Here is a 26,709-nt window from a genome sequence, read left to right on the forward strand (position 1 = left end):
TCGAAGGCGCAAAGGGAGCAGAGTTTTTTGCGATCTCGCCTAATCTCGGCGGCTGAGGAAAGGGACATCTGCAAGATGCGCATCTGCCAACGGTGATTGACGGTGAAACCGGCATTCGACGTTGCGGGTGGACATGTCCCCGAGACTTTGCCACTAAGCCGATCCGCTGCGGCGCCGACCGCTTCGGGCAGGACAGAAGACCAACGACGCCGTTTTTGCGGGGGAACCATGAAGACCTTTATTCTCACCGTTTCGTGCCGGTCGACGCGCGGGATTGTCGCTGCGATCGCGACCTATCTTGCCGACAAGGGCTGCAACATCACCGATTCATCCCAGTTCGACGATCTGGACACCGGCAATTTCTTCACCCGCGTCACCTTCCTTTCGGAAGAGGGCGCGACGCTCGAGGCCCTGAAGGCCGGTTTCCCGCCGATCGCCGACAAGTTCGACATGGACTGGGAAATCTACGACGCCGAAAGCCGCATGAAGGTGCTGCTGATGGTGTCGCGTTTCGGCCATTGCCTGAACGACCTTCTCTATCGCTGGAAGATCGGCGCGCTGAACATCGACATCGTCGGCGTCGTCTCCAACCACTTCGATTACCAGAAGGTCGTCGTCAATCACGACATTCCCTTCCACCACATCAAGGTGACGAAGGAGAACAAGCCGGAAGCCGAAGCGCGGATCATGGATCTGGCCGAGCAGAACGGGACGGAACTGATCGTGCTCGCCCGTTACATGCAGGTGCTGTCGGATGACATGTGCCGCAAGATGTCCGGCAAGATCATCAACATACACCACTCCTTCCTGCCGTCCTTCAAGGGTGCCAACCCCTACAAGCAGGCCTACCAGCGCGGCGTGAAGCTGATCGGCGCCACGGCGCATTACGTAACGTCGGACCTCGACGAAGGCCCGATCATCGAGCAGGATGTCGCCCGCATCACCCATTCGCAGTCGGCAGACGATTATGTCTCGATCGGCCGTGACGTCGAGGCGCAGGTTCTGGCGCGCGCCATCCATGCGCATATCCAGCGCCGGACCTTCATCAACGGCAACCGCACGGTCGTCTTCCCGGCCAGCCCCGGCGCCTACAAGTCGGAGCGCATGGGGTGAGGCACGGTCGGGCGCAAGCCCGATGAAACGCTCCGGTGGAGCGTTTCAAGCGCCGAACGCCCGGAGCCATGCGAAGGGCCGGGTATCGGTCTTTTAATACTGCTATTGATTGAACCCCTCGGACATCTCCGAGGGGTTTTCCATTTCCGGGAAGCGCGTCAAAACCGCTTGGCCATCCAGGTGATGGAGAAGCCCGGCGGGTAGTCGGCAAGCGTGCCGATGATCTCGTAGCCCTGCCGCTGGTAGGCGCGGCGGGCGTCGGGATTGGCCGTGTCGATATAGGCGCCGACGCAGCCGCGGGCCTTCGCCTCCGTCTCGGCGATCTCCAGCAGACGGCCGGCGAGGCGCTTTCCGCGCATCTCTTCCGGAATGAACAGCATTTCCACATGCAGGAAGCCGCGGCCGGTGTAGCCGGTCAGCCCGCCGATGACGGCGCCGGCCTCATCGCGGATCGGTACGTAGAGGCCGCGGCGGTCGCTCGGAGCGCCGAACAGCACGTCATTGTGAGCCTTCAATTCGGCGAGGATCTTCTCTTCGGCCCCAGCGTCCAGCGTATCGGTGACTTCGAGACGAGGCGTCACGGTTTCAGCGTCCTTCACGCCACCACATGGCCGAGAAGGCGAGGAGCAGCGCGCCAAGCCCCGCAAAGCCCGCAAACAGCGGATAGGTGTTGATGCCCTTCAGCACGCTTTCATCGGTCAGGTGGACCACCATGCGCTGGCTGTCGGCCGTGCGAATGGTGCCGGAAAGCGGCAGGACCGCGGGCACGTCGACATTGCCGTCGGCCTTCTCGACGCGTGTCATCAAGCCCTTGCTGGCCTCGACGACCGGGGCGAGCACCTGTTCGGTGGACACCATCGCCTTGAACTCCGGCGCATCCGGTGCGCCGACATGGGCAAGCGTCGAAAGATCGCCGTTGGTGATCTGGAAGAGGCCGGTCTCATCGGTCTTCACCTCGGCGGCGTAAAGCCCGGGCTTCGACTGCGTCAGGGTTACGCTCTCGCTCTTGCCGGACGGGAAGCGGACGGTTGCCGGGCCCGGATCGTCGCCGATGGTCTGGCGGGTGATCTCGAGCGTCCGGCCGCTGCTCTTTGCCGTCAGGGCTTCTTCTTCCAGCGCCGGCTCCTTCATCAGCCAGTGGGCAATGCGCCGGTAGAGGGCGACATGCGGTCCGCCGCCTTCGAAGCCGCGCGCCCAGAGCCAGCCCTGGTCGGAGAGCAGCATGGCGACGCGGCCTTCGCCGACGCGGTTGAGAACGAGGAGAGGGTGGTTGTCGTCGCCGACCATCACCGTCTCGCCCTTCGGCCGTTCGACGTCGACGCTGCGGAACCAGCGGCCCCAGTGCGGCGGCTCCTGGTCGGAACCTTCGAGCCCGCGGGTAACGGGGTGTTTCTTGCCCTCGTCGGAAAGGCGCGGATAGAACGCCTTCTCGTCGATGCGTCCGGTCGGTTCGGCGGGCAGCACGGTTTCGAGCGGGGTGAGCGCGATCGAATTGTCGCCCGCATGTTCCGGCCCGGCGGCGATCAGCAGCGCGCCGCCGTTCTGCACGTACTGGGCGATGTAGTCGTAATAGAGGATCGGCAGCACGCCGCGATGCTGGTAGCGGTCGAAGATGATCAGGTCGAAGTCCTCGATCTTCTCGACGAAGAGTTCGCGGGTCGGGAAGGCGATCAGCGACAGCTGGTTGATCGGCGTGCCGTCCTGCTTTTCCGGCGGCCGCAGGATGGTGAAGTGCACCAGGTCGACGGACGCGTCCGACTTCAAGAGATTGCGCCAGGCGCGTTCGCCGGCATGCGGTTCGCCGGAGACCAGCAGCACGCGCAGGTTCTCGCGGATGCCTTCGATCTCGTGGATCGCCTTGTTGTTGGCGGTCGTCACCTCGCCGGCAAGTGCGCCGACGTCGAATTCCAGGATGTTGTTGCCGCCACGCGGGACCTTGAAGGAGAAGGGAGTGTCCTGGCCGGGCCTTGCGCTCAAGGTGGCGATTTCCTCGCCATTCATGCGCACCGTGACGTCGGCGGCGGAGGAGGGGGCCTTGCCGTCGTCGATGACGCGGAAGGTGAGCTCCTGCTCCTTGTTGACGAGCCCGAAGCGGGGCGCCTTGACGATCTCGATGCGGCGGTCGAACTCGTCCGCCCGGCCGGTGATCAGGCCGTGGACCGGCGCGTTGAATCCGATCTGGTCGGCCGATTTAGGAAGGTCATGGATCTGGCCGTCGGTGATGAAGATCGCCGCGCCGATGCGCGACGGCGGGACGTCGGCGACGGCCGCCTGCAGGGCGGAGAAGAGCCTGGTGGCGGGCGCCTCGGCATCGGCGTCGTCGCGGGCTTCCACGATGCGTGGTTCCAGCCGCGGAAAGCGCGACAGTCTCTGTTCGACCTGAGCCAGAGCCTCATCGGTCGCCTTGATGCGCTCGGGCGTCATCTGGCTTTGCGAGCGGTCGACGACGACCGGCACGATGGTCGACAGCTGCTCGCGGTCCTCCTGCAGGAGTTCCGGATTGGTGAGCGCCGCCAGGAGGAGGAGAAGCGCACCGGCGCGAAGCCATGTGCCGCGCACCGAGCGCCAGATACCGAGCGCCAGCAGGACTGCGGCGGCGAAGGCCAGAACGGCGATGACGGGCCAGGGCAGGAAGGGCGAAAAGGCAACCGTCATTACTGGCCCAACCTTTCAAGCAGCGCCGGGATGTGGACCTGGTCGGCCTTGTAGTTGCCGGTCAGCATGTACATCATGATGTTGACGCCGACACGGTAGGCGTATTCGCGTTGGGTTTCGTCATTCGGCACTGTCGGCAGCAGCGGCTCGTCGCGATCGTTGATGGCCCAGGCGCCCGCGAAATCATTGCCGGTGATCAAGATCGGCGAGACGCCGTCGCCCGAAGACGATGACTTCCGGCTCGCCTTGTCGGGATCCTGCCGCGCTTCAACCCACAACGGGCCGCCCGCATAGCGGCCGGGGAAGCTGGAGAGCAGGTAGAAGGCCTTGGTCAGCACATGATCGGCCGGCACCGGCTCAAGTGGCGGAATGTCGAGATTGGCAAGGATCATCTGCAGGCGCTCGCCATTGGCGGAGACGGAGTCGTCGCCGAGCCCGCTGATATGGTCGCGCGTGTCGAACAAGACCGTGCCGCCGTTGCGCATATAGGCATCGATGCGGCTGATCGCGGCGGGGGTCGGCATCGGGGCCGTGGCGGAAACCGGCCAGTAGATCATCGGGTAGAAGGCAAGCTCGTCCTGCGAGATATCGACGCCGATCGGCTCGCCGGGTTCCAGCGCCGTGCGGTAGGTCAGGAATTCGGTTAGCCCCTTCAGCCCCGCCTCGGAAATGTCGTCGGTCGCCTTCTCGCCGGTCACCACATAGGCGAGATGGGTGGTGTCCAGGCTTTTCATCAGGATGTCGTCGCCGGGCTTGCTGTCGTCGGCGCGGGCCTGATGCGGTACCGCGAAGGCAAAGGCTGCGGCAAAGAGCAGGATCGCGGCGGCACTCCCCGCCGCCCGTGTCGCCTTTGGCAGACGGGCAAACGCACCGTTGATGAAGAGCACGATCAGGCTGTCGAGTGCCAGCAGCATGAAGGCGAGGATGAAGAGCGGCGGCTTCAGGGACAATGCCTCGTTGCCGACAAGCTGGCTGCGGGTGACGGGCACGGCGATGCCGGAAAGATCAAGCGGTTTCAGCACTTCGTCCTTCGCCATTAGATTGAGGGCGGTGAAGCCGTCCTCGGAACCATAAAGGCCGGGCGGATTGTCGAAGCTCGTCCGCACGCCGCCCTTGGCCGCGACGTCGAGCGGCTTGGCCGAGCCGGTGTCGCTCGTCAACGCGCCGTTGGCGGTCAGCAATCGGTAGGGCGGCAGGAGGCTGGCGATCGAATTGGCGGTGGTTTCCGCCGTCGCGCCGCCCGAGCGGGACAGTTGCACGACACGGCGCAGCATTTCCACGAACTCGCCCGAGATCGGCAGGTTCGACCATGTCGCCTCGGCGCTCACATGAAAGAGCACGATGTTGCCGGCGCCGGCCGGCTTGGCGGTCACGAGCGGGGTGCCGTCGGCAAGGCTCGCCCAGGTGCGGGCGGCAAGGTCCGGGCTTGGTTCGGCCAGCACCTGCCGCTTGACGAGGATGTCCTTCGGCGTCGGCAGGCCGGCGAAGGGGCCGTCCGGCGGAAAGTCGGCAAGCGGCTGCGGCTCGGCCCAGGAGAGCGCGCCGCCGAGCGAACGTTCGCCCTGGCGAAGCGTCACCGGCACCAGCGGATCGTCGGCGGGGGCGGCCGCCAGTCTTGGACCGGCAAAGCGGATCAGCATGCCGCCGTTTGCCAGCCAGCGTTCGAGCGGCGCATAGGTTTCGGCCGGCAGGCGGCCGACATCGGCCATGATGATGACCGAGGGCTTCTGCTCGAGGAGATTTGGGATGGCGACCGACATGTCGGCATTGTCCGGGGCGATCAGGTCGGCATAGGGCTCCAGTGCCCGGCGGATGTAATAGAGCGGCGAGAGCAGCGGCTGGAATTCGTTGGCCGCCTCGCCGGAAATCAGCGCCACGCGCCGGCGCTTGAAGCCGTCGTCCAGCAGATAGGCAGCACCGGCGGTGTCCATGTCGCGGATGGCGATGCGGGCGAAGTCGTTGCGCATTTCGAAGGGCGCGTCGATTTTGGCGCTGGCCGTAGCCGCACCGGCGGCAAAGTCGAGGTCGCCGGTGGCGATCGGCCGGCCCTGGCTATCCTGGGCAACGAGAAGATGGCGGGCGGGCGCGGCGGTGTCGAGGCGCGTCGCGGTGACCGTCATGCTGCTGGCATCGTTGGACGCGGAGGTCAGCGCCACCGCGCGGCTGTTGTCGCCCTCGATCAGATCGAGCGATTGCGGCTTGAGGTCTGCGAGCATCTGCATCGCCTTGCGGTCGCCGGCCTCGTCGATACCGTCCGAGATGAAGGCGAGCGTGCCGGGCGTCTGCCCCTGCAGTTCGGCGCGCAGGGCTTCGATCGCCTTGGCGCGGTCGGCCTTCAGCGGGCGCGGCTTGGCGGCGGCGAGCTTTTCCAGCGCCGCACGGGCCGTTCCGGGTGTCGCGTCATGCGTCTGGTCGGTGGTGAAGACGATCGCCACCGGCTTTTCGCCATCAGCGCCATCCTCGATGATCGATTTCGCCGTTTCGACCCGCTTGTCCCAGTCGGCGGCCGAAGCCCAGCTGTTGTCGATCACCAGCGCCAGTGGCCCGTCGCCGGCGACCTTGCTGACCTGCGGATTGTAGACGGGGCCGGCGATGGCGAGAATGACGGCCGCCGCCATGATCATGCGCAGGAGGGTCAGCCACCATGGGCTCTTGGCCGGCGTCTCTTCGCGTTTGAGCACACCGGCAAGGATGCGCAGCGGCGGAAAGACTTCCGTCCTTGGCGATGGCGGCGTCAGGCGCAGCAACCACCAGATCAGCGGCAGGGCGATGAGCGCGCCGAGCGCCAGCGGAAAGGTGAAGGCGAAAGGCAATCCCATCATCGCCGGCCTCCGTTGACGGTCTTTGCCGGCATGCCGGAGAGATACATGTGCACGGCGACAAGGGCCTCGGAGGCGAGATGATCGGTGCGATGGCTGATGAAGTTCCAGCCGAGGTGGCGCAAGCTCTCGCCAAGCGCGGAACGTCGCGACAGATAGGCGTTGCGGTAATCCTCGCGGACGGTCTCGGCGCGGCCGGAAATCAGCTTGTCTCCGGTTTCGGGATCGACGAATTCCGTGCGGCCGGCATAGGGAAATTCCTCTTCCGCCGGGTCGGCGATCTCGACCACATGGCCGCGAAGGCCGCGCTTGGCGAGCGGGCCGAGCCGGTCGAGAATGGCTTCCGGCGTGTCGAGAAAATCGCCGATCAGCACCAGATCGCTCAAGGAGCGGATCATGCCGGTGTCGGGGAGGCCGCCGTCGATGTCGGTGTGCATCAGGGCGGTGGCCAGCCGTTCGGCGGCGTTGCGGGCGGAGACGGGTTCCATGACGCCCGGGCAGCCGATGCGTTCACCGGAGCGCGCCAGGATTTCGGCAAGCGCCAGCATCAGCACCATGGCCCGGCTTTCCTTGGATACCGGCGCCATGCTCGACTTGTACATCATCGACGGCGAGAGGTCGGCCCAGAGCCAGACGGTGTGGGCGGCTTCCCATTCCCGGTCGCGGACATAGACATGATCGTCTCTCGCCGAGCGACGCCAGTCGATGCGCGACAGGCTTTCGCCTTCGGTGAAAGGGCGGAACTGCCAGAAGTTTTCGCCGATGCCGCGCTTGCGGCGGCCATGCCAGCCGGCGATCACCGTATTGGCGATACGCTTGGCCTCGACCATGCAATCGGGGATGAGTGCAGCGCGCTGGCGGGCGCGTGCAAGCGTTTCCGTCGCCGGTGTCGGGATGACCTTCTGGCCTATTGCCGCCAAATTCGCCGGCCTCCTATAACCTTGTTCAACCCTTGGCCTTCCGGACGAGGTCGGCGATGACGTCGCGAACGCTCATGCCTTCCGCTCTTGCTGCAAAGGTCAGCGCCATGCGGTGCTGCAGGATCGGCTCGGCAAGCGCATAGACATCGTCGAGCGACGGCGCCAGCCGGCCTTCGTAGAGCGCGCGGGCGCGGGCGCAGAGCATCATTGCCTGGCCGGCGCGCGGGCCGGGACCCCAGGCGACATGCTTGTCCGTCGTCGCATTGCCCTGACCCGGGCGGGCCGAGCGGACCAGATCGAGGATCGCATCGACGACGCTGTCCGGCACCGGCATCTGGCGGATGAGCTTCTGGATGAACTGCAGCCGCTCGGCATCGATCACGCTCTCCGCCTTGCCTTCGGCAATGCCGGTCGTCTCCATCAGGATCTGTCGCTCGGCGGCGAGCTCCGGATAGTTGACGTCGACCTGCAGCAGAAAGCGGTCGAGCTGGGCTTCCGGCAGCGGATAGGTGCCTTCCTGCTCCAGCGGGTTCTGGGTCGCGAGCACGTGGAAGGGCGCTGGCAGGTCGTAGCGCTGGCCGGTCATGGTGATGTGGTACTCCTGCATGGACTGCAGGAGCGCAGACTGGGTGCGCGGCGAAGCGCGGTTGATTTCGTCGGCCATCAGGAGCTGCGCGAACACCGGCCCCTTGACGAAGCGGAAGGAGCGGCGGCCGTGCTCGTCCTGGTCCATGACTTCGGAACCGAGAATGTCCGATGGCATCAGGTCGGGGGTGAACTGGATGCGGTTGGCCGAGAGGCCGAGGACCGTCCCGAGCGTCGTTACCAGCTTCGTCTTGGCGAGGCCCGGCACGCCGACCAGAAGTGCGTGACCGCCGGAGAGGACTGCGAGCAGGGTGTTCTCGACGACGCTTTCCTGGCCGAAGATGACTTTAGCCACCTCACTCTTGACCGAGGCGATGTCGGCGAGCGCCCGTTCGGCAAGCTCGACGATGGCTTTCTCATCGAGTGTCGTTTCGGAAGCGGACATCAGGCTCATGGGGCATCTCCATTGGCAGGGTGCGGGCGAAATTGGGCTGCCGAATCGTGGTGTCGGGCTCTGCACTTCAGCGCATCATAGCTTATTTCCATTGTGGTGGCTGACAAGCTGGGTGCAAATGACTATCTCGTGAAGGGAATGGTAAATGGATAATCGGGACTGAATGATGGCGGCCAATGAGATGAAAGCGCAGCAGGATGCGGCCGGACTGGCCGCACTCGTGCAGCGTGCCGCATCGGAGACCGGCGCCAAGGGCGGTGGTCTGCCGCCGGTGGAGCGCTGGAATCCGCCGTTCTGCGGCGATATCGACATGGAAATCCGCGCCGACGGCACGTGGTTCTACATGGGTACCCCGATCGGTAGGAAACCGCTGGTGAGGCTCTTTTCGACCGTCCTGCGGCGGGACGAGGACGGCAAGACCTATCTCGTCACGCCTGTGGAAAAGGTCGGCATCCGGGTCGAGGACGCGCCGTTCCTGGCCGTCGAGATGCATGTCGGCGAGAAGGACGGCGCGCCGTTGCTCACCTTCCGGACCAATGTCGGCGATGTCGTCGAGGTCGGGCCGGAGCATCCGCTGCGCTTCGAGATGGCGGGCGAGGACAATCAGCTTAAGCCCTACATTCACGTGCGCGGCCGGCTGGAGGCGCTTGTCACGCGGGCGCTGATGTACGATCTGGTGGCGCTTGGCGAGAGCGAGACGGTCGACGGGGTCGAGATGTTCTCGGTGCGCTCAGGTGGCGCGGTCTTCCCGATCATGCCGACGGCCGAACTGGATGCCTTGTCGCAATGAGCAGCGAATTTCCCTATTCGGCCGCGGAGTTTCGCCGCCGGGCTCTCGATCAGGTCGGCGCGCCGATCGAACACGCCGTGCTGGACCATGGCGATCATTTCCTGAACGTCGATCTGGTGCGGGCGATCGATACGCCGAAGCTCCGCGATGCCGCCGTTCTCGTGCCGGTCGTCGACGACGGTCCCGACGCGGCGGTCATCTTCACCAAGCGCACGGAAAAACTGCGCAAGCATTCCGGGCAGGTGGCGTTTCCCGGCGGTTCGGTCGATGCCGAGGACGGCAGTCCGGAGCGGGCGGCGATCCGCGAGGCCGAGGAGGAGATCGGGCTCGACCCGTCCTTTGTCGAGCCGGTGGCCCGGATGCCGCAATATCTGGCGGCGACCGGTTTCCGCATCACGCCGGTGCTCGCCGTCGTCCGGCCCGGTTTCAAGTTCACGCTAAACCCGCACGAGGTGGATGACGTTTTCGAGGTGCCGTTGTCCTTTCTTATGCAGCCGGAAAACCACAGGCGCGACAGCGGCATGCTCGGCGGCGCCGTGCGGCATTTCTACCGCATTCCCTACGGAGAGCGGATGATCTGGGGCGTGACGGCGGGCATCGTCCGCACCATTTATGAAAGGCTCTACGCATGAAGACTGTCGCCGACGAAGCGTGGTTCAAGGAACCGGCGCTGCAAGCGGTCCTGGCCCTCCTGAATGCCGATGGCGGGGAGGCGCGGATTGCCGGCGGCGCGGTACGCAATGCGCTGATGGGCATACCCGTCGGCGATATCGACATCGCCACGACGCTTCTGCCGCAGGAGGTCATCCGCCGGGCAACCGAGGCCGGGATCAAGGCCGTGCCGACCGGGATCGACCACGGCACGGTTACGCTGGTCAAGGACCATACGCCGTTCGAGGTCACGACGCTGCGCAAGGACGTCCAGACCTTCGGGCGTCACGCGGAAGTGGCGTTCGGGACGGACTGGCAGGTCGATGCCGAGCGGCGCGACCTGACGATCAATGCGCTCTATGCCGATGCGGACGGCAAGATCATCGATCTCGTCAACGGCATGCCGGATATCGAAACGCGCACCGTGCGCTTTATCGGGGATGCCGGCGAGCGGATCGCCGAGGATTACCTGCGCATTCTCCGCTTCTTCCGCTTCTTCGCGCTCTACGGCAGCGGCCGTCCGGATGCCGCTGGCCTCCGTGCGTCAGCGGCGGCACGATCCAAACTTTCGACGCTTTCGGCGGAACGCATCTGGTCGGAAACGAAGAAGCTGCTCGGCGCGCCGAATCCGGGCAGGGCGCTTCTCTGGATGCGCCAGACGGGTGTCCTGACCGAAATCCTGCCGGAGACGGAGAAATGGGGCATCGACACGATACCAGCGCTTGTCGAGGCCGGCACCGCACTTGGCTGGACGCCGGATCCGATGCTGCGACTGATGGCCATGGTGCCACCGGACGCCGAGCGCCTGACGTCCCTAGCAAAGCGCCTGCGGCTTTCGAATGCCGAAGCCGCCGAGCTTGCCGCCTTTGCAGGCGCTCCGGCGATTGCCGAAGACATCAGTGACCGCGCGTTCGACCGTCTTCTGTACCGGTCGGGGAGCGCTGGCATCATCGCGCGGCTGCGCATCGATCTTTCCAATGCGAGGGCGAAGGCCGGCGCAGACATGCTGGCGATGGCGAAAGTGGGGCGGCTGTCGCTCCTGCTGGAGCGGGCGGACCGATGGCAGAAGCCGGTCTTCCCGCTGTCGGGCGCGGATATGCTCGCCGCAGGCATGCAACCCGGTCCGAAGGTCGGAGACGGTCTGAAAGCGCTGGAAGAAGAGTGGGTGAAGTCGAATTTCACAATGGACCGGGAGAGCCTTCTCGCCCGGCTGAATGAGACAGATACGACCAGGGACTGATGCCCCTGGTCGCGGCCCGTTGTCAGGCCGCCTTGTCTTCCTTGCGGATCCGGGCCTTGATGTTTTCGACCATGTTTTCCCGGATCACGGTCTCGCCGTGCACGGTGCGCATGTGTTCGACCGCGCGGCGGACCACTTCGGCTTCCTCGTCGGCGCGGGTATGCCATTCGCAACCCGGCACGAGCGTTCCACATTCGAATAGTTTCATCAGGTTCTCCTTTTTGTCATCGGCCAACGCAACTTGATCGCGGCCGGTTCCACCCGGAGACCGGAAATCTCAGTCCGGCATTGCCCAGGCGTTGAAGCATGCGGGCGATTGATATTGCCCACCATGCGTGACCCTGCCTTCGATCGCTTCCTTGTGTCCGGTCGCGATTTCGGGGTGGCCGCCGAGCTTCAGCTTAGCCTGCTCGACAAAATAGGAATGAGGCAGGTCCAGATCGCTCGCCGCGCGCAGATCTTCGGCAAGGCGTTCGATTTCGATCTTAAGGGGACGCGTCTTACGGGGGGACTCTGTTGCAACATCGATGACCGGTTTGCGGTCGGTCTTAGCATTTGCCATAGCGAACTCCTCCTTCTGAAAGCGAGCTACGATCCCTCCAAAGGTTGCTCTACTGGTAAAGGTAGCATCTTTTGCGCCAAAGCTAAATTAAAAACCGGTAAGGCAAGGCGGATGATGCGAAGACGCGACGGTTATCTTTGCGTGTCAGCGCGGAGTGTCTCAAGAAATTCAGAGGCTTGTTTTCTTGCCGCCTTGCGGTCGCCGGCATCCATTTTTTGCCAGGTCGCGTAGATCTGCCGCATGCGCGGATTGGAGCCGAGACGCTTTTCATGGCGGGCAATGAAATCCCAGTAGAGATAATTGAAAGGGCAGGCATTCTTGCCGGTTCGAGCCTTCACGTCGAAGGCGCAATCCTCGCAGTAATTGGACATGCGGTTGATGTAGGCGCCGCTCGCGGCATAGGGTTTCGATCCGAGCAGGCCACCGTCCGCATACTGGCTCATGCCGAGCGTATTTGGCAGTTCGACCCATTCGAAGGCGTCGATATAGACGGCGAGATACCATTCGTGGACGGCGTGTGGATCAATGCCGGCGAGAAGGGCGAAGGTGCCGGTCACCATCAGCCGCTGAATGTGATGGGCATAGGCCTCGTCGCGCGTCTGGCCAATCGCCTGGCGGAGGCAATTCATGTCGGTCTCGCCGCTCCAGTAGAACCAGGGCAGGGGGTTTTTCGCCGACAGGGCATTCCTGTCGCGATAGTCCGGCATCTTCAGCCAGTAGATGCTGCGGACATATTCGCGCCAGCCGATGATCTGGCGAATGAAGCCTTCGGCGGCATTCAGCGGCGCCTTGCCGCTTCCGTAGGCTTCCTCCACCGCACGGCAGACCGCCAGCGGATCGAGCAGTCCGAGATTGATGTAGGGCGAGATCAGCCCGTGATAGAGAAACGGCCGGTCGCTCAGCATCGCGTCCTGATAGGTGCCGAAATCGGCGAGCGATGTCTTGAGGAAATCGTCCAACGCGCGTTCGGCATCCTTAGCCGTCACCGCCCAACCGAAATTGTCCAGCGAGCCGAAGTTATCCGGGAACTCCTTCTCCACGAGTGCGATCACCTCGCGGGTGATCTCGTCCGGCTTGAAGCGCAGGCGCTTCGGCAGGAACAGGTCTTCCTTGGCGGGCTTGCGGTTGTCGTGGTCGAAATTCCACTTGCCGCCTTCCGGCTTGTCGCCGTCCAGCAGGAGACCGGTGACACGGCGCATTTCGCGATAGAAATGCTCCATGCGGAATTCCTTGCGCCCCTTCGCCCAGTCCGCAAATTTGGCCTTCGAACAGAGAAAACGCTCGTCGGGCCGGCAGTCGACCTCGATATCAAGATCGTTCGCCCAGGCATCGATCATCTGCTGGACACGCCATTCGCCTGCCTCGGTGACGATGAGCCTGCCAGGCTTGTGGCGCTTGAGCGCGCGGGCGACTTCGTCCGTGAAGCTATGGGTGTTGCCGGCATCGATCAGGCGCACATAGTCGACGGTCCAGCCATCGGCCTCGAGTTCGCGCGCGAAGTGACGCATGGCCGAAAGGATCAGGACCAGCTTCTGCTTGTGATGGCCGACATAGCCCGTCTCGTCGCGCAGCTCGCACATCAGCACGATGTCGCGGTCCTTGTCGGCGTTCCGCAGGCTGCTGATCTCGGGCGACAACTGATCGCCAAGGATCAGGATGAGGGAAGGGCGGTCGGCCATGGAAAGCATTCGTCTTTCATCGGGATGACCGGCGCATTGGCGCGCCGGGCTCCCTTGAAACTACGAATGTGATCGCCCGGCGGATCAGGCGAAAATCCGCTGCCTTGCTACGGCCAGCGGACCACGGGCGGTAGCGAAGACAGGATGGAATCGATATTGCCACCGGTCTTCAGGCCGAAAATGGTGCCCCGGTCGTACAGCAGATTGAATTCGACATAGCGGCCGCGGCGGATCAGCTGTTCGTCGCGATCCGCTTCGGTCCACGTCTTGTTGAAATTGTCGCGGACGATCTTCGGATAGACGAGGCTGAAGGCACGGCCGACGTCGCGCACGAAGGCGAAGTCCGCATCCCATCCACCGCGCTCCTCGTCGGAATGCAGCCAGTCGAAGAAGATACCGCCGATGCCGCGCGGCTCGTTGCGATGCTTCAGGAAGAAGTATTCGTCGCACCATTCCTTGAAGCGTGGATAGTCGGCGACTTCATCGTGCTGGCTGCAGGCGATCTGCATCGACTTGTGGAAGAGCTGCGTGTCGGGATCGTCTTGCGTGCGCCGGCGCGACAGAACCGGCGTCAGGTCGGCGCCGCCACCGAACCACTGGCTCGACGTCACCACCATGCGGGTGTTCATATGGACGGCCGGGACGTTCGGGTTCACCGGATGGGCGATCAGCGAAATGCCGGATGCCCAGAAGCGCGGGTCTTCCTCGGCGCCGGGGATCTGGCTGCGGAATTCCGGCGAGAACTCGCCATGCACCGTGGAGGTGTGGACGCCGGCCTTTTCGAAGACGCGGCCGCCAAGCATCGACATGCGGCCACCGCCGCCCGCGCCGCCGTCGCGTTTCCAGTCCGTCTGCTCGAAGCGGCCCGGCTCGTGATCCGACAGGGGGCCGGCAAGCTCGTCCTCGAGCGTTTCGAAAGACGCGCAGATCTGATCGCGAAGCTCTTCGAACCAGGCCCGGGCCCTGGTCTTCTTCTCCTCGATATCGTCCGGCAGGCCTTTGGGCAGTTCCGGTCTCTGCATCGCTTCCTCCGCGTCGTCAGCGCTGATGGCGGCGACTCGTTCCTGCCGCCCTCTCGTTACCGCGTGCTCTAACAGTTGGCGGCGGAAAAACCAACGGCGGTTGGTGATCGGCGCGCGGATCAGTTGTGAAAATGGACTCGCAATACTTCATTGCCCGCACTATTCTTCAGTGTGGCGAGAGGTATTGTGCATGGCGAAGGTACCCGCCCGTCCGCCGATGGACGGTTTGAAGCGACGGATCAGACAGCACCGCGACGAGCGCGCGCGGGGCAAGAATACGGATTTCGTGCGAAAGACCTACTGCCTCGACCGCGAGGAAGCGCGCGCCAAGGCACGCGAATGGTTCGACGCGTTTCCCAAGGCTGCCTACTGGACCGCGGTGGAAAGCTGGCGGCAGCTAGAAGGTGACCGCATCGAATTCACAATGCGCCGGTTGCCGACCGCAGACTAAACCCTGAGTAGAGATTTTCCCGATGCGTCTTGTTTTGGTGCGCTGGAAGTAGTTCTTCACGTTTTATTTTCTATTCTTGTATGGATGTGCCTGTGCGTGCTGAAAAGTACAGGAACCGCTCGAATTTTAGCATTCCCGACAAATATTCCCCAACGCTTGCCCTATAGCTCTGTGGGCTAATCGGTAATCCCAGGCCCGGACATCCGGACAGCCTGGGAGCAGGGCATGACGCCATCCGAGCGCCGTTCGTCGGCATGCTGCTTCAACCGACATACATGGGGATCCCATGGTAAGCTTGAACAATTCGACGGCCGCTTCAGCCCTTTCGCTCCTGACGGGATCGAACAAGGCGCTGGCCAATACGATCACCAAGGTCGCCTCCGGCAAGGAGGTCAACAGTGCCTCTGACAACGCCGCCTACTGGGCGATCGCGACCGACATGGACTCGCAAGGTTCGGCCCTGTCGAGCGCCCAGGATGCGACCGCTTTCGCATCGGCAACCGTCGATACCGCACGGCTCGGCATGCAGGCGGCGACCGACATCGTCACGCAGATCCAGTCCAAGCTGATCCTGGCAAAGTCGCTCAGCGGTTCCGCCAAGGACGCCGTGGGTGCGGAGATCGACCAGCTCAAACAGCAACTGGGAACGGTTGCGGAAAGCACGTCGTTTGCCGGCCAGAACTGGCTGAGCACCGATGCCGGTAGTGCGCCGCAGACGCAGTCGCTCGTCGCATCGGCAACGGCCGACAGCAAGGGCGGCATCAAGATTGGTACGATCGACTATGACACGGCGAAGTCCAACCTGATCGCCGCCGGCGATGCCGAGGACGGGCTGCTGACCCGCAGCTATTCCGGCACGACGGGCAGCGGGGCGGCCTACGACTATCACCTGATCGACGCGAATTCGACGGTCGGCACGACGGGGTCGGAGATTTCGGTCAATTCCTCGACGACCTCCAGCGACCTCGACGGCATGATCGCGGCCACGAATTCGATGCTGAAAGACATGACCAGTGCCGGCGCTTCGCTTGGTGCGACGTCCAACCGGATTTCCAGCTCGTCGGATTTTCTGCAGAACCTGCAGGACACCATCAAGAAGGGTATCGGCCGGCTCGTGGATGCCAACATGGAAGAGCAGGCGGTCAACCTGTCGGCCCAGAAGGTGCAGCAGCAGCTGCAGACCATCGGCCTCAACATCGTAAACAATCAGTCGAAGAACCTCCTGTCGCTTTTCGCCTGATCATCCTGACCCCGGAAGCATTGCCGATGTTTCCAGCCTGCCCGCAGTTCTTACAAGGACTGCGGGCTTTTTCACGCCTGCTGGCGGATGGCTTCGCCGGCAATCATGGCAACGGACATGGCGATGTTGAGCGACCGCTGCCCCTCGACCATGGGGATCAGCACGCGCGCATCCGCTGCGTCGTGGACGTGATCGGGAACGCCGGCGCTTTCGCGGCCGAACAGGAGAATGTCGTCGGGCCGGTAATCGAAGCTGGTGTAGGGCAGGGCGGCCTTGGTGGAGGCCAGCACCAGCCGGCGCCCCGCCGTCTTCCGCCATTCCTCGAAGACCTGCCAGTTGACGTGTCTCGTCAGTGTTGCACGGGCGATGTAATCCATGCCGGCGCGCTTCAGGTTGCGGTCGGAGAGGTCGAAGCCGGCCGGCTCGATGATGTCGACGGCCAGGCCAAGGCAGGCGGCAAACCGCAGGATGGTTCCCGTATTGCCGGGAATGTCGGGCTGGTAGAGGGCGATCGATGGTCTGGTCATGGCCGTTGGTTAGCCCGGCGGCGGGACCTGTTCAAGCGTCAATGAGCCGATGCAACTTGAGGCTGTTGCCGATCGGTCACATGCGTCATGGATGGACCGATTTGCGGCATTGACGCTTTTCAAAATTCGAAAACGGGGGTAGAAGACGTCCCATCTTTCCACCGCGATACAGGAGGCAGACATGGATAATGTGACCTGGACCGGCCTTCATGCTGGCGCGCGGCGGACTGTACTGCCACGACCGACCGGTATGTTCTTCGCCGGCTGAGCTTTAATCGCTCACTCTCATTCCCCTGGAAATTACATAAAAAACGCGCGCGGCAGATTTGCCTCGTTTTTCCCGAGACAGCTTCGGTTTCGACCGGCTTTTTGATGCTATAGTTCCGCTCGGGATCTGCATCGCGTGTAAAAATCATTCTGGAGACATCCAATGTTCACCTGGTTTGAACAGCGACTGAACCCCTATCCCTCGGAAGATCCCGAGCTGCCCCCCAAGGGCCTTTTCGCCTTCTGCTGGCACTACACCAAGCCGGCGGCCGGCTGGCTGCTGGCCATGTCCTTCTTCACCGTCCTGATCGCGGTCGGCGAAGTCATGCTGTTCCGCTTCCTGGGCGACATCGTCGACTGGCTGTCGAATGCCGACCGCACGACCTTCCTGCAGACGGAAGCGCCGAAGCTGATCGGCATGGGGGCGATGGTCCTGATCGGCCTGCCTCTGGTCGTTTCCGCGCAGTCGTTCATCATGCACCAGGTGCTGCTCGGCAACTTCCCGATGATCGCCCGTTGGCAGATGCACCGCTTCCTGCTCCGGCATTCGATGACGTTCTTCGCCAACGAATTCGCCGGGCGGGTGGCCACCAAGGTCATGCAGACATCGCTTGCCGTGCGCGAAACGGTGATGAAGCTGCTCGACGTGTTCGTCTACGTCGTCTCGTACTTCGTCACGATGATTGTCGTCGTGGCGACCGCTGACTGGCGGCTGACGGCGCCGCTTATCGTCTGGCTGGCCATCTACATCGGCATCGTCGCCTATTTCGTGCCGCGGCTTAGGAAAATCTCGGCCGATCAGGCGGACGCGCGTTCGATGATGACCGGCCGCATCGTCGACAGCTACACCAACATCGCGACGGTGAAGCTGTTCTCGCATGCGGGGCGCGAGGAGCAATACGCGAAGGGCGGCATGGACGAGTTCCTGCAGACCGTCTACCGGCAGATGCGCCGGGTGACGCTCTTCCAGATCCTCGTCTACGTCAACAACTGCGTGGCGCTGTTTGCCATCGGTGCCCTGTCGATCTGGTTCTGGCTGAACGGGGCGATCTCCATCGGCGCCATCGCCATCGCCATCGGCCTCGCCATGCGCATCAACGGCATGTCGCAGTGGATCATGTGGGAGGTCTCGGCGCTCTTCGAAAACATCGGCACCGTCTATGACGGCATGGCGATGATGACGAAGCCGCACGACATCGTCGACAGGCCCGCCGCCAATGCGCTGACGGTGCCGAAGGGCGAGATCCTGTTCGACCAGGTCCGGTTCCATTACGGCAAGCAGAAAGGCGTCATCGAGAACCTGACGCTCTCGATCCGCCCCGGCGAAAAGGTCGGGCTGGTCGGCCGGTCGGGTGCCGGCAAGACGACGCTCATGAACCTGCTCCTGCGCTTCTTCGATCTCGAAGCAGGCCGGATCACGATCGATGGCGACGACATCTCCAGCGTTTCGCAGGACAGCCTGCGCTCGCTGATCGGGGTGGTGACGCAGGATACGTCGCTGCTTCACCGCTCGATCCGCGACAACATCGCCTATGGCCGTCCGGCGGCCAGCGATGCGGAGATCATCGAGGCCGCCAAGCAGGCGAACGCCTGGGACTTCATCCAGTCGCTCGAGGACCTGCAGGGCCGCAAGGGGCTTGATGCCCACGTCGGCGAACGCGGCGTGAAGCTCTCCGGCGGCCAGCGCCAGCGGATCGCGATTGCCCGCGTGTTCCTCAAGAACGCGCCGATCCTGATCCTCGACGAGGCGACTTCGGCGCTCGATTCGGAAGTGGAGGCGGCGATCCAGGAGAGCCTGTTCTCGCTGATGGAAGGCAAGACGGTGATCGCGATCGCCCACCGCCTGTCGACGCTGACGCAGATGGACCGGCTGATCGTGCTCGACAAGGGCAACATCGTCGAGTCCGGCACCCATGCCGAACTCGCTGCCGGTACGGGCATCTACGCCGACCTCTGGAACCGCCAGTCCGGCGGCTTCATCGCCGACGAACTGGAAGCGGCGGCGGAGTAAAGATGTTTGCGCAAGTCCGCCCGCGACATTTGCCGCGGGCGGACGCGATACCCGGGAAAAATGATGAGACTATTCTTCGATGTCGATGGCGTGTTGATCGACGGCTGGCATGTGCGGCCGGAACTGCGCAAGCCATGGGACGTAACAATCGAGGCGGATCTGGGCGTCGATCGTGTGGCGCTGCAACGGCAGTTGTTTGCCGGCGAAGGCGGCCCTGCGCCCATGGCGGATTGCATAACCGGCCGGCGGGATTTGGCAGACGTGCTGGCGGAGGTTCTGCCCCGGACAGGTTATCGCGGTTCCGTCAGCGACTTTATGCGCTACTGGTTCGAAAAGGACTCGAACCTGAACGCAGCTGTTTTTTCGCTGGTGAAGCGACTGCGGACCGCCGACGATATTCAGCTTTTCGTCGCCACCGGGCAGGAGCACCACCGCGCCCGATATCTGTGGGAAGACCTCAAATTCTCCGAGCACTTTGACGGCCTGTTCTACAGTGCGGATATCGGCTTCGGCAAAAAGGACCGCCGCTTTTTTGAGACCATCAACGAGCGCCTGGGCTTGGAGCCGGACGAGCGGCCGTTATTTTTCGATGATCAGAAAGACATTTGCGATATCGCCGCCGCCTGCGGGTGGGATGCCACCGAGGTGACTTCGGCAGACGATATCCGCAACCATCCCCGGCTCACATCGCTGTGGTAGCCGGGGGAGGCAGGACGGGCTCCCCCGTTTTGCACCTTATTACTGCGTCAGGCGGATGTTCGACAGGTACGTGTCGAACAGTGTCGAGAAGCCGCTGACGATCTCGTCCTTGGCATCTGCCGCGATGAAGTAGCTGGAATTCGACGCGCAGGCGGAGAGCGCCTTGGAGATATAGTCGCGCCGGCTCGTGCCGTTGTCGGTGGAGCTCAGGGTGCCGCCCCAGACATTGGTGAAGTAGCTCGAGCTCATGGAGGAGCCAAGCGTGTTCTGGTAGCGGAACACGTCGTTGCCGATCGAGACGGCGAGATACTGCGTGTAGAGGACCGCCATGGTCGCCTTGGCATTCTTGGCGTTGTCGCACCATTTCGGATTGAGCGGCGTGATGTCCGGATAGTAGCTCGAATTGGTGATGAAGCCCTTGCTGGACTGCGCGCCGTCGGTGATCAGCATGACGAGCTTTTTCGCGCTGTCCTGGGTCAATCCATCGCCGGCGGTGCCGATTGCCGTAGACAGGCTCTTCAGAGCACGGAAGTCGGACGAGTCATAGGTACTATCGGAGTTCAGCGCGCTGTTGCTGGTGAGTGATGAACGCAGGGAGGCGGTATCGTAGGTCGGCGCCTTGATCGCGTGCAGGCCGTTTGCCGTGTTGTAGCTCGACGAAAAGAGCGACGAGCCTGTCGTGTTCGTTCCGACCGTATAAAAGCCGACGCGAATGTGCTGGGTCTCGGTATTCGCAGTGTCGACCATGTCGAGAACCGAGCGGACGGCGTCGAGCTGGACGTCGGAGCGCAGCGTCACGCCGTTCATCCGCGCCATCTCGTATGGCGTGTAGTAGGTGTAGGTTGTCCTGCGGCCACTGCCGCTTGCCACGGCGATGCTGCCCGAATGGCAGGCGAAGACGCAACTGGTCTTGTCCACCATCAGCTGCTGATCCGCCGGCGTGGCAGCAAGCAGCATGGAGGAAGACTTGTCCAGCACGATATAAACGTCGATGTAGGACGTCGTGGATCCTGCGGCGGCGGCAGTGATCGAGAGGTCGATGTTATCCATGCCGACGATGCGTAGCAGCGTCGTTCCGATCGCACCTCTGACCGTCGCCGTGATCTCGTGCGTCGTATGGTTTATCGTGATGTCGTTGTCCGTGAGCTGGTAGGTGCCGAAACTCGCCGATGTCGTCGCGCTCACGTCCGCCGTCGGGTCGACGGAGCCGTCGGCGTTGGTCAGCGGTGTCTGGGCGGCAAACCATTTGCGGATCTTGTCCTTGATTTCGGCATCGGTCGCCGTGCCGATGTCGCGGACGCCGGCGAGGAGGGCCGCATCCAGGTCGGCCTGCATCTTCTCGCGGGTGTTGTAGGCTTGCGCGAAATCGAAACTGGACCCGACCGCCATGGACAATGGCAGGGCGACGAGCGCGAATGTGACGCCGAAGTTGCCGGCCCTGTCCGAGGTGAAGCGCGCCAGCGTCTGTCGCCAGCGCGGAAAGGCTGCAGAGCAACGATCTACAAGCTGCCATGTCTTCTGCATGCACTGCTCCGGTTCAAAATGATACAGGCGGTCGATATGCGCCATTACTGATCGGAGACATTACTATTTCTTGCACTCCTGGAGTAGGTGTCTCGTAATTACCTGGTATATTCCAGTGAAATGCGAATGTTAAATTTTTAATCGAAATATATACATGTGGCGTTTTTGATGAATTTCGCCGATATTTTCAACCTGACGGCTGTATTGCACCGCTGTCGCTGCAATTCGGGGTGTTGTCCGATTGCCGTTTTTTCGCCATCGACCGCGTGCGGATGTATCAATTCGAGGCACGTGTCTTGTTTGGTTACGGTTGCTGCGCGGGCCGACTGCGTTTCTGAATAGTAAATGCGGGGCGGGGCTGCGCGTCAATTTGGCGATATCGCCTCTATTTGCCGAAATCGGGAATCCGCCTATATCTCGCTCATGCTGATCGACCGTATTCTCCGCCACTTCGAAAATTGGATCGATCCCTTCGCCCGCCGTGCTGATCTGCGGCCTCCGAGGGGGACGCTGGCATTCATCTGGTTCTATGTCCGGCAGGCCAAATGGCCGTTCTTCGCCATGCTGGTGCTGGGTGGGCTGGTCGCGATGCTGGAAGCGGCACTGTTCTGGTTCGTCGGCCGGCTGGTGGACATTCTCGACCAGACACCGAAGGGCTCGGGCTGGGACGGGCTGACCGCCAATCACGGGGTCGAGCTCGCGGCGATGCTGATAATCGTGCTCGTCGTCCGTTTCATCGTCACGGCGCTCAGCGCACTCGTCGAGGAGCAGGTGATCGTTCCCGGCTTCGTGACGCTCGCGCGCTGGCAGGCCTATGTGCACGTCGCGCGCCAGTCGCTGACCTTCTTCCAGAACGACTTTGCCGGGCGCATCGTGACCAAGGTGTGGAGTGCCGGTCAGTCGGTCTCCGACCTGATGGTGTCGATGCTGCAGGTGGTCTGGTTCATCATCATCTACACCGTCTCGACCATGGCGCTTGTCGCCCAGCTCGACTGGCGTCTTTCCGCATTGATCGCGGTTTGGATCGGCGTGTTCGGGCTGCTGGCCCGCTATTTCGTTCCGCGGGTCAGGGCGAGGGCGCGCGAGACGGCCGAGGTCGCGTCGATGATCAACGGACGCCTCGTCGATTCCTACGGCAATATCCAGACGCTGAAGCTCTACGGCCGCGAGGACGAGAACGACCAGTACATGATGGGTGGTTTTCGCAAGGGCCGCGCGGTGGTCATGGATCTGACCCGGCACATCACCGGCATCCGCACGTCGCTGGCACTTCTGTCCGGCGTGATGATCTCCATGGTCGCCGCTCTGTCGGTTGATCTGTGGCTCAGCGGCGCGATCTCGTCGGGCGGCGTCGCCTTCACGCTCGGTCTGGTTCTGCGCCTCAACATGCTGCTCGGCCGGATGATGACGCAGTTCAACGGCATTGTGCGCAATATCGGCGTCATCCAGAATGCCGCCGAGATGATTTCCGAGCCGATACAGCTGACGGATCGGCAAGGCGCGGACAACCTTGTCGTGACGGGACCCGATATCCGGTTCGAGGGCATCCGCTTTCACTACGGCAAGGGGTCTGGCGTCATCGATGATCTCAGCCTGCACATTCGGCCCGGCGAGAAGGTCGGCATTGTCGGGCGCTCGGGCGCCGGCAAGTCGACGCTCGTCAATCTGCTGTTGCGCTTCTACGATCTGGAAGGCGGGCGGATACTCATCGACGGACAGGACATCGCAGGCGTTCGCCAGGAATCGCTGCGCGGTCAGATCGGTATGGTCACGCAGGACACGGCGCTTCTCCACCGCTCCATCCGGGAAAATATCCTCTTCGGCCGGCCGGATGCGGGGGAACGGGATCTGGAACGGGCGGCGGAACGCGCCGAAGCGCTGCATTTCATCCGCAACCTCCAGGACCAGCGTGGCCGCAAGGGTTTCGATGCCCATGTCGGCGAGCGGGGCGTCAAGCTCTCCGGCGGCCAGCGCCAGCGCATCGCCATTGCCCGGGTGATGCTGAAGGATGCGCCGATTCTGGTCCTCGACGAAGCGACGTCGGCGCTCGATTCGGAAGTCGAAGCGGCCATCCAGTCGAACCTTTCCCGTCTGATGGAAGGAAAGACCGTTCTGGCGATCGCGCACAGGCTGTCGACGATCGCGGCCCTCGACCGGCTGATCGTCATGGACAAGGGGCGGATCATCGAGGAGGGGACCCATCAGGAGCTCCTCGCATCGGGCGGACTTTATTCCGAACTCTGGGCCCGTCAGTCTGGCGGGTTCCTCGCGGCCGAAGACGAGCTCAAGCAGCCGATCTCGGCGGAATAAGGCCTTCAGGCACCGGAAAAGCGGTGGTCCGGCGGGCTTTACAAGCGACCGATATGCGGCAGGACGCCGCTGCCGGATCACCGGCCGGCAGCAGGTGGCGCCATGCCGCTCCAACAGCTGCAGAGACCTGTGCCGGGCCTTTTGCCTTTCATCAACTCGATCAGTGACATGGCCGGAGCAATTTTCCGGGACATTGTCATCTCACCCCCTTGCCAAGACTGGACTTATTTTGCGATCAAGCATAGAAGCGCCGGAATGGTGGGGAGTCTGTTACGGGACCGTGATTTCATGGGGCTCTCCAATCTTAAGGTGTAGATGCGGTTTTTCGCAGAAATACGCGGAGAGGATGGGTAACCGTGAGCGAACACGAAGCGACTAGCGAGAACATGGGCGAGCCGACTCGCCGTGATTTCCTTTATTTGACCACCGGCATGGCTGCAGCAGTAGGCGCAGTTTCCGTTGCCTGGCCCTTTATCGACCAGATGCGTCCGGATGCATCGACCCTGGCGCTCGCCTCGATCGAGGTTGACGTTTCGGCGCTCGAGCCCGGCATGTCTCTGACGGTCAAGTGGCGCGGCAAGCCGGTATTCATCCGCAATCGTACGGACAAGGAAGTCGAAGAGGCTGCCAGCGTTCCGATGGATCAGCTGAAGGATCCGGTCGCACGTAACGCCAACCTGCCGGCCGATGCGCCCGCGACGGGCGTTGACCGTTCCGCCGGCGACGGCAAGCAGAACTGGATCGTCATGATCGGCTCGTGCACCCATCTCGGCTGCGTGCCGCTCGGTCAGGCCGGCGAATACAATGGCTGGTTCTGTCCCTGCCATGGTTCTGTCTACGATACGGCGGGCCGTATCCGTAAGGGTCCGGCACCCGAGAACCTCCACATGCCGGTTTTCTCGTTCGTCAAAGACACAGTCATTAAGATCGGTTGAGGGGGATACTGATTATGAGTGGCCATTCTAGCTACCAGCCGTCGTCGGGTCTCGAAAAGTGGATCGATTCCCGCCTGCCGCTGCCCCGGATGATTTACGACAGCTTCGTCGCCTATCCGGTTCCCCGCAACCTGAACTATGCCTACACCTTCGGCGCAATGCTGTCGGTCATGCTGATCGTCCAGATCCTCACCGGCATCGTTCTCGCCATGCATTACACCGCCGAAACGACGGTCGCCTTCGACTCGGTCGAAAAGATCATGCGCGACGTCAATCACGGCTGGCTGATCCGTTACCTGCACTCCAACGGCGCATCGTTCTTCTTCGTCGCCGTCTACCTGCACATCGCCCGTGGCCTCTATTACGGTTCCTACAAGGCGCCGCGTGAAATCCTCTGGATCCTCGGCGTGGTCATCTATCTCCTGATGATGGCGACCGGCTTCATGGGTTACGTTCTGCCCTGGGGTCAGATGTCCTTCTGGGGCGCGACCGTCATCACCGGCTTCTTCTCGGCCTTCCCGTGGGTCGGCGAGTGGATTCAGCAGTTCCTGCTCGGCGGCTTTGCCGTCGGTCAGCCGACGCTGAACCGCTTCTTCTCGCTGCACTACCTGCTGCCCTTCATGATTGCCGGTGTCGTTATCCTGCACATCTGGGCGCTGCACGTGACCGGCCAGACGAACCCGACCGGCGTCGAAGTCAAGTCGAAGACCGATACCGTTCCCTTCACGCCCTATGCGACGCTGAAGGATGCGCTCGGCGTGGTGATCTTCCTGATCGCCTATGCCTGGTTCGTCTTCTATCTGCCGAACTACCTCGGTCACCCCGACAACTACATCATGGCCAACGCGCTGAAGACGCCGTCGCACATCGTTCCGGAATGGTACTACCTGCCGTTCTACGCGATGCTGCGTGCGATCACCTTCAACATCGGCCCGATCGACTCGAAGCTCGGTGGCGTTCTGGTGATGTTCGGTTCGATCATCATCCTGTTCTTCCTGCCGTGGCTCGACACCTCGAAGGTCCGTTCGGCCGTGTACCGTCCGTGGTACCGCCTGTTCTTCTGGCTCTTCGTCGCCGACTGCATCATGCTGGGCTGGCTCGGATCGCGTACGCCGTCCGACCTCTACACCCTGATGGCTCTCTGCGGCACGATCTACTACTTCGGTTTCTTCCTGGTCATCATGCCGGTTCTCGGCCTGATCGAAACGCCGAAGCGCATTCCCAACTCGATCACCGAAGCGGTGCTCGAGAAGAAGAGCGCGAAAGCGTGAACCTGCAGCGGCTGAAAGGAACTGAAACAATGAAAAAGCTTGTATCAAGCATTGTCATCGCCGCCGCGGTCTTCGCGTCGGGATCGGCATACGCCGCCGAGGAAGGCCATGGCCTCGCCGAGGAAGCAACGCATGCGATTGCGGGTGGGCACTTCCCCATCCTCAAGCCGAAGAACGAGGAGTGGAGCTTTGCCGGGCCGTTCGGCCATTACGACAAGGCTCAGCTGCAGCGCGGCCTGAAGGTCTACACAGAAGTCTGTTCTGCCTGTCACTCGATGCAGCTCGTGTCCTTCCGCACGCTGGAAGAGCTCGGCTATTCCGAAGCACAGGTAAAGGCCTTCGCGGCGAACTACGAAGTGCAGGACGGCCCGAACGGCGATGGTGAGATGTTCACCCGCAAGGCCGTTCCGTCCGACTACTTCCCGTCGCCGTTCCCGAACCCGGAAGCAGCTGCCGCCGCCAACAACGGTGCGGCTCCGCCGGACATGTCGCTGCTCGCCAAGGCGCGCGGCGTCGAGCGCGGGTTCCCGACCTTCATCTTCGATATCTTCACGCAGTATCAGGAAGGTGGTCCGGACTATATCTACTCGCTGATCACCGGGTACCAGGAGCCGCCGGAAGGCATCAAGAACACCGACGGTTCCGACTACAAGGTTCCGGAAGGCACGCACTTCAACCCGTACTTCGCCGGTTCACCGTCGCTCGCCATGGCTCAGCCGATCTCCGACGGCCAGGTGACCTATGACGACGGTTCGCCGGAAACGGTCCACCAGTATGCGCATGACGTCGCAGCCTTCCTGATGTGGGCCGCCGAGCCGCATCTCGAAGAACGCAAGCGCACCGGCTTCATGGTTCTGGTGTTCCTGGCGATCTTTACGGCGCTGATCTACTTGACCAAGAAGGCGGTCTATTCCAACAAGGAACACTGAGGGATATCCTGTCCCGACAGTTGAAAGGCGGCTTTCGGGCCGCCTTTTTTATGGG

Annotated in this window: 23 protein-coding genes; 12 read left to right on the top strand and 11 right to left on the bottom strand. The window is 62.6% G+C overall.

The genetic code is table 11. The features are described from left to right. The first annotated feature begins 228 nt into the window (after window positions 1-228). The gene (purU, locus tag NN662_RS06760; protein ID WP_261929536.1) at window positions 229-1,113 is read left to right on the top strand and encodes a formyltetrahydrofolate deformylase; all 885 of its coding nucleotides are present in this window, start codon (window positions 229-231) and stop codon (window positions 1,111-1,113) included. A gap of 158 nt (window positions 1,114-1,271) precedes the next feature. Here purU and NN662_RS06765 read toward each other — a convergent pair whose 3' ends face one another. Genes NN662_RS06765 through NN662_RS06785 form a run of 5 tightly spaced genes read right to left on the bottom strand, consistent with a single transcriptional unit; the run spans window position 1,272 to window position 8,537 of the window. Beyond that, window positions 1,272-1,694: a GNAT family N-acetyltransferase gene (locus NN662_RS06765; protein WP_261929537.1), complete on the bottom strand. Its 423-nt coding sequence runs from the start codon at window positions 1,692-1,694 to the stop codon at window positions 1,272-1,274. 4 nt (window positions 1,695-1,698) lie between these two features. Beyond that, window positions 1,699-3,768: a hypothetical protein gene (locus tag NN662_RS06770; protein WP_261929538.1), complete on the bottom strand. Its 2,070-nt coding sequence runs from the start codon at window positions 3,766-3,768 to the stop codon at window positions 1,699-1,701. After that, entirely contained in the window at window positions 3,768-6,590 is a 2,823-nt protein-coding gene (locus tag NN662_RS06775; protein ID WP_261929539.1) for a DUF4159 domain-containing protein, read from the bottom strand. The genes NN662_RS06770 and NN662_RS06775 overlap by 1 nt, the downstream gene beginning before the upstream one ends. Next, window positions 6,587-7,507 (bottom strand): DUF58 domain-containing protein, encoded by a 921-nt coding sequence (locus NN662_RS06780; protein ID WP_261929540.1) that lies wholly within the window; start codon window positions 7,505-7,507, stop codon window positions 6,587-6,589. Before NN662_RS06780 ends, NN662_RS06775 begins: the two co-directional genes overlap by 4 nt. A gap of 25 nt (window positions 7,508-7,532) precedes the next feature. After that, window positions 7,533-8,537, bottom strand: a complete 1,005-nt coding sequence (locus tag NN662_RS06785) for an AAA family ATPase (protein WP_410010964.1) — start codon at window positions 8,535-8,537, stop codon at window positions 7,533-7,535. 175 nt (window positions 8,538-8,712) lie between these two features. Here NN662_RS06785 and NN662_RS06790 point away from each other — a divergent pair, with 175 nt between their 5' ends. From NN662_RS06790 to NN662_RS06800, 3 genes are read left to right on the top strand one after another with little or no spacing between them, the layout of a single operon-like run. Further along, entirely contained in the window at window positions 8,713-9,336 is a 624-nt protein-coding gene (locus tag NN662_RS06790; RefSeq protein WP_261931883.1) for a DUF1285 domain-containing protein, read from the top strand. Continuing rightward, window positions 9,333-9,968, top strand: a complete 636-nt coding sequence (locus NN662_RS06795) for a CoA pyrophosphatase (protein WP_261929542.1) — start codon at window positions 9,333-9,335, stop codon at window positions 9,966-9,968. The genes NN662_RS06790 and NN662_RS06795 overlap by 4 nt, the downstream gene beginning before the upstream one ends. Continuing rightward, entirely contained in the window at window positions 9,965-11,227 is a 1,263-nt protein-coding gene (locus NN662_RS06800) for a CCA tRNA nucleotidyltransferase (RefSeq protein ID WP_261929543.1), read from the top strand. Before NN662_RS06795 ends, NN662_RS06800 begins: the two co-directional genes overlap by 4 nt. 22 nt (window positions 11,228-11,249) lie before the next feature. Here NN662_RS06800 and NN662_RS06805 read toward each other — a convergent pair whose 3' ends face one another. From NN662_RS06805 to hemF, 4 genes are all read right to left on the bottom strand, one after another. Next, complete coding sequence (locus tag NN662_RS06805) at window positions 11,250-11,435, bottom strand: DUF1059 domain-containing protein (protein WP_261929544.1); 186 nt, start codon at window positions 11,433-11,435, stop codon at window positions 11,250-11,252. Between the two features lie 69 nt (window positions 11,436-11,504). Then, window positions 11,505-11,789 carry a hypothetical protein gene (locus NN662_RS06810; protein ID WP_261929545.1) on the bottom strand — a complete coding sequence of 95 codons (285 nt, stop codon included), beginning with the start codon at window positions 11,787-11,789 and terminating at the stop codon, window positions 11,505-11,507. 131 nt (window positions 11,790-11,920) lie between these two features. Beyond that, window positions 11,921-13,468 (bottom strand): cryptochrome/photolyase family protein, encoded by a 1,548-nt coding sequence (locus NN662_RS06815; protein ID WP_315972584.1) that lies wholly within the window; start codon window positions 13,466-13,468, stop codon window positions 11,921-11,923. 107 nt (window positions 13,469-13,575) lie between these two features. After that, window positions 13,576-14,490, bottom strand: coding sequence for an oxygen-dependent coproporphyrinogen oxidase (gene hemF, locus NN662_RS06820; protein ID WP_261929547.1), 915 nt, complete (start codon window positions 14,488-14,490; stop codon window positions 13,576-13,578). A gap of 190 nt (window positions 14,491-14,680) precedes the next feature. Here hemF and NN662_RS06825 point away from each other — a divergent pair, with 190 nt between their 5' ends. Both NN662_RS06825 and NN662_RS06830 read left to right on the top strand, forming a co-directional pair. Further along, complete coding sequence (locus NN662_RS06825) at window positions 14,681-14,941, top strand: hypothetical protein (RefSeq protein ID WP_261929548.1); 261 nt, start codon at window positions 14,681-14,683, stop codon at window positions 14,939-14,941. 286 nt (window positions 14,942-15,227) lie between these two features. After that, window positions 15,228-16,181 carry a flagellin gene (locus tag NN662_RS06830; RefSeq protein ID WP_261929549.1) on the top strand — a complete coding sequence of 318 codons (954 nt, stop codon included), beginning with the start codon at window positions 15,228-15,230 and terminating at the stop codon, window positions 16,179-16,181. A gap of 71 nt (window positions 16,182-16,252) precedes the next feature. Here NN662_RS06830 and NN662_RS06835 read toward each other — a convergent pair whose 3' ends face one another. After that, entirely contained in the window at window positions 16,253-16,708 is a 456-nt protein-coding gene (locus NN662_RS06835; protein WP_261929550.1) for a tRNA (cytidine(34)-2'-O)-methyltransferase, read from the bottom strand. Between the two features lie 430 nt (window positions 16,709-17,138). Between NN662_RS06835 and NN662_RS06840 the strand changes: the two genes are divergently transcribed. Next, window positions 17,139-18,986: an ABC transporter ATP-binding protein gene (locus tag NN662_RS06840; protein ID WP_261929551.1), complete on the top strand. Its 1,848-nt coding sequence runs from the start codon at window positions 17,139-17,141 to the stop codon at window positions 18,984-18,986. Between the two features lie 63 nt (window positions 18,987-19,049). Then, window positions 19,050-19,685, top strand: a complete 636-nt coding sequence (locus tag NN662_RS06845) for an HAD family hydrolase (protein ID WP_261929552.1) — start codon at window positions 19,050-19,052, stop codon at window positions 19,683-19,685. Between the two features lie 39 nt (window positions 19,686-19,724). On the opposite strand, the gene NN662_RS06850 is transcribed toward NN662_RS06845, so the two are convergent. Further along, complete coding sequence (locus tag NN662_RS06850; protein WP_261929553.1) at window positions 19,725-21,209, bottom strand: TadE/TadG family type IV pilus assembly protein; 1,485 nt, start codon at window positions 21,207-21,209, stop codon at window positions 19,725-19,727. 423 nt (window positions 21,210-21,632) lie between these two features. Between NN662_RS06850 and NN662_RS06855 the strand changes: the two genes are divergently transcribed. From NN662_RS06855 to NN662_RS06870, 4 genes are all read left to right on the top strand, one after another. Continuing rightward, window positions 21,633-23,519 (top strand): ABC transporter ATP-binding protein, encoded by a 1,887-nt coding sequence (locus NN662_RS06855; protein ID WP_261929554.1) that lies wholly within the window; start codon window positions 21,633-21,635, stop codon window positions 23,517-23,519. Window positions 23,520-23,875: 356 nt separating this feature from the next. Further along, the gene (petA, locus tag NN662_RS06860) at window positions 23,876-24,454 is read left to right on the top strand and encodes a ubiquinol-cytochrome c reductase iron-sulfur subunit (RefSeq protein ID WP_261929555.1); all 579 of its coding nucleotides are present in this window, start codon (window positions 23,876-23,878) and stop codon (window positions 24,452-24,454) included. A gap of 14 nt (window positions 24,455-24,468) precedes the next feature. After that, window positions 24,469-25,725, top strand: coding sequence for a cytochrome b N-terminal domain-containing protein (locus NN662_RS06865; RefSeq protein WP_261929556.1), 1,257 nt, complete (start codon window positions 24,469-24,471; stop codon window positions 25,723-25,725). A gap of 29 nt (window positions 25,726-25,754) precedes the next feature. Further along, on the top strand, window positions 25,755-26,654 hold the full coding sequence (locus tag NN662_RS06870; RefSeq protein ID WP_261929557.1) for a cytochrome c1: 900 nt from the start codon (window positions 25,755-25,757) through the stop codon (window positions 26,652-26,654). Window positions 26,655-26,709: the final 55 nt, after the last annotated feature.

This window comes from Rhizobium sp. NRK18 (assembly GCF_024385575.1).
Taxonomy (GTDB): Bacteria; Pseudomonadota; Alphaproteobacteria; order Rhizobiales; family Rhizobiaceae; genus JANFMV01.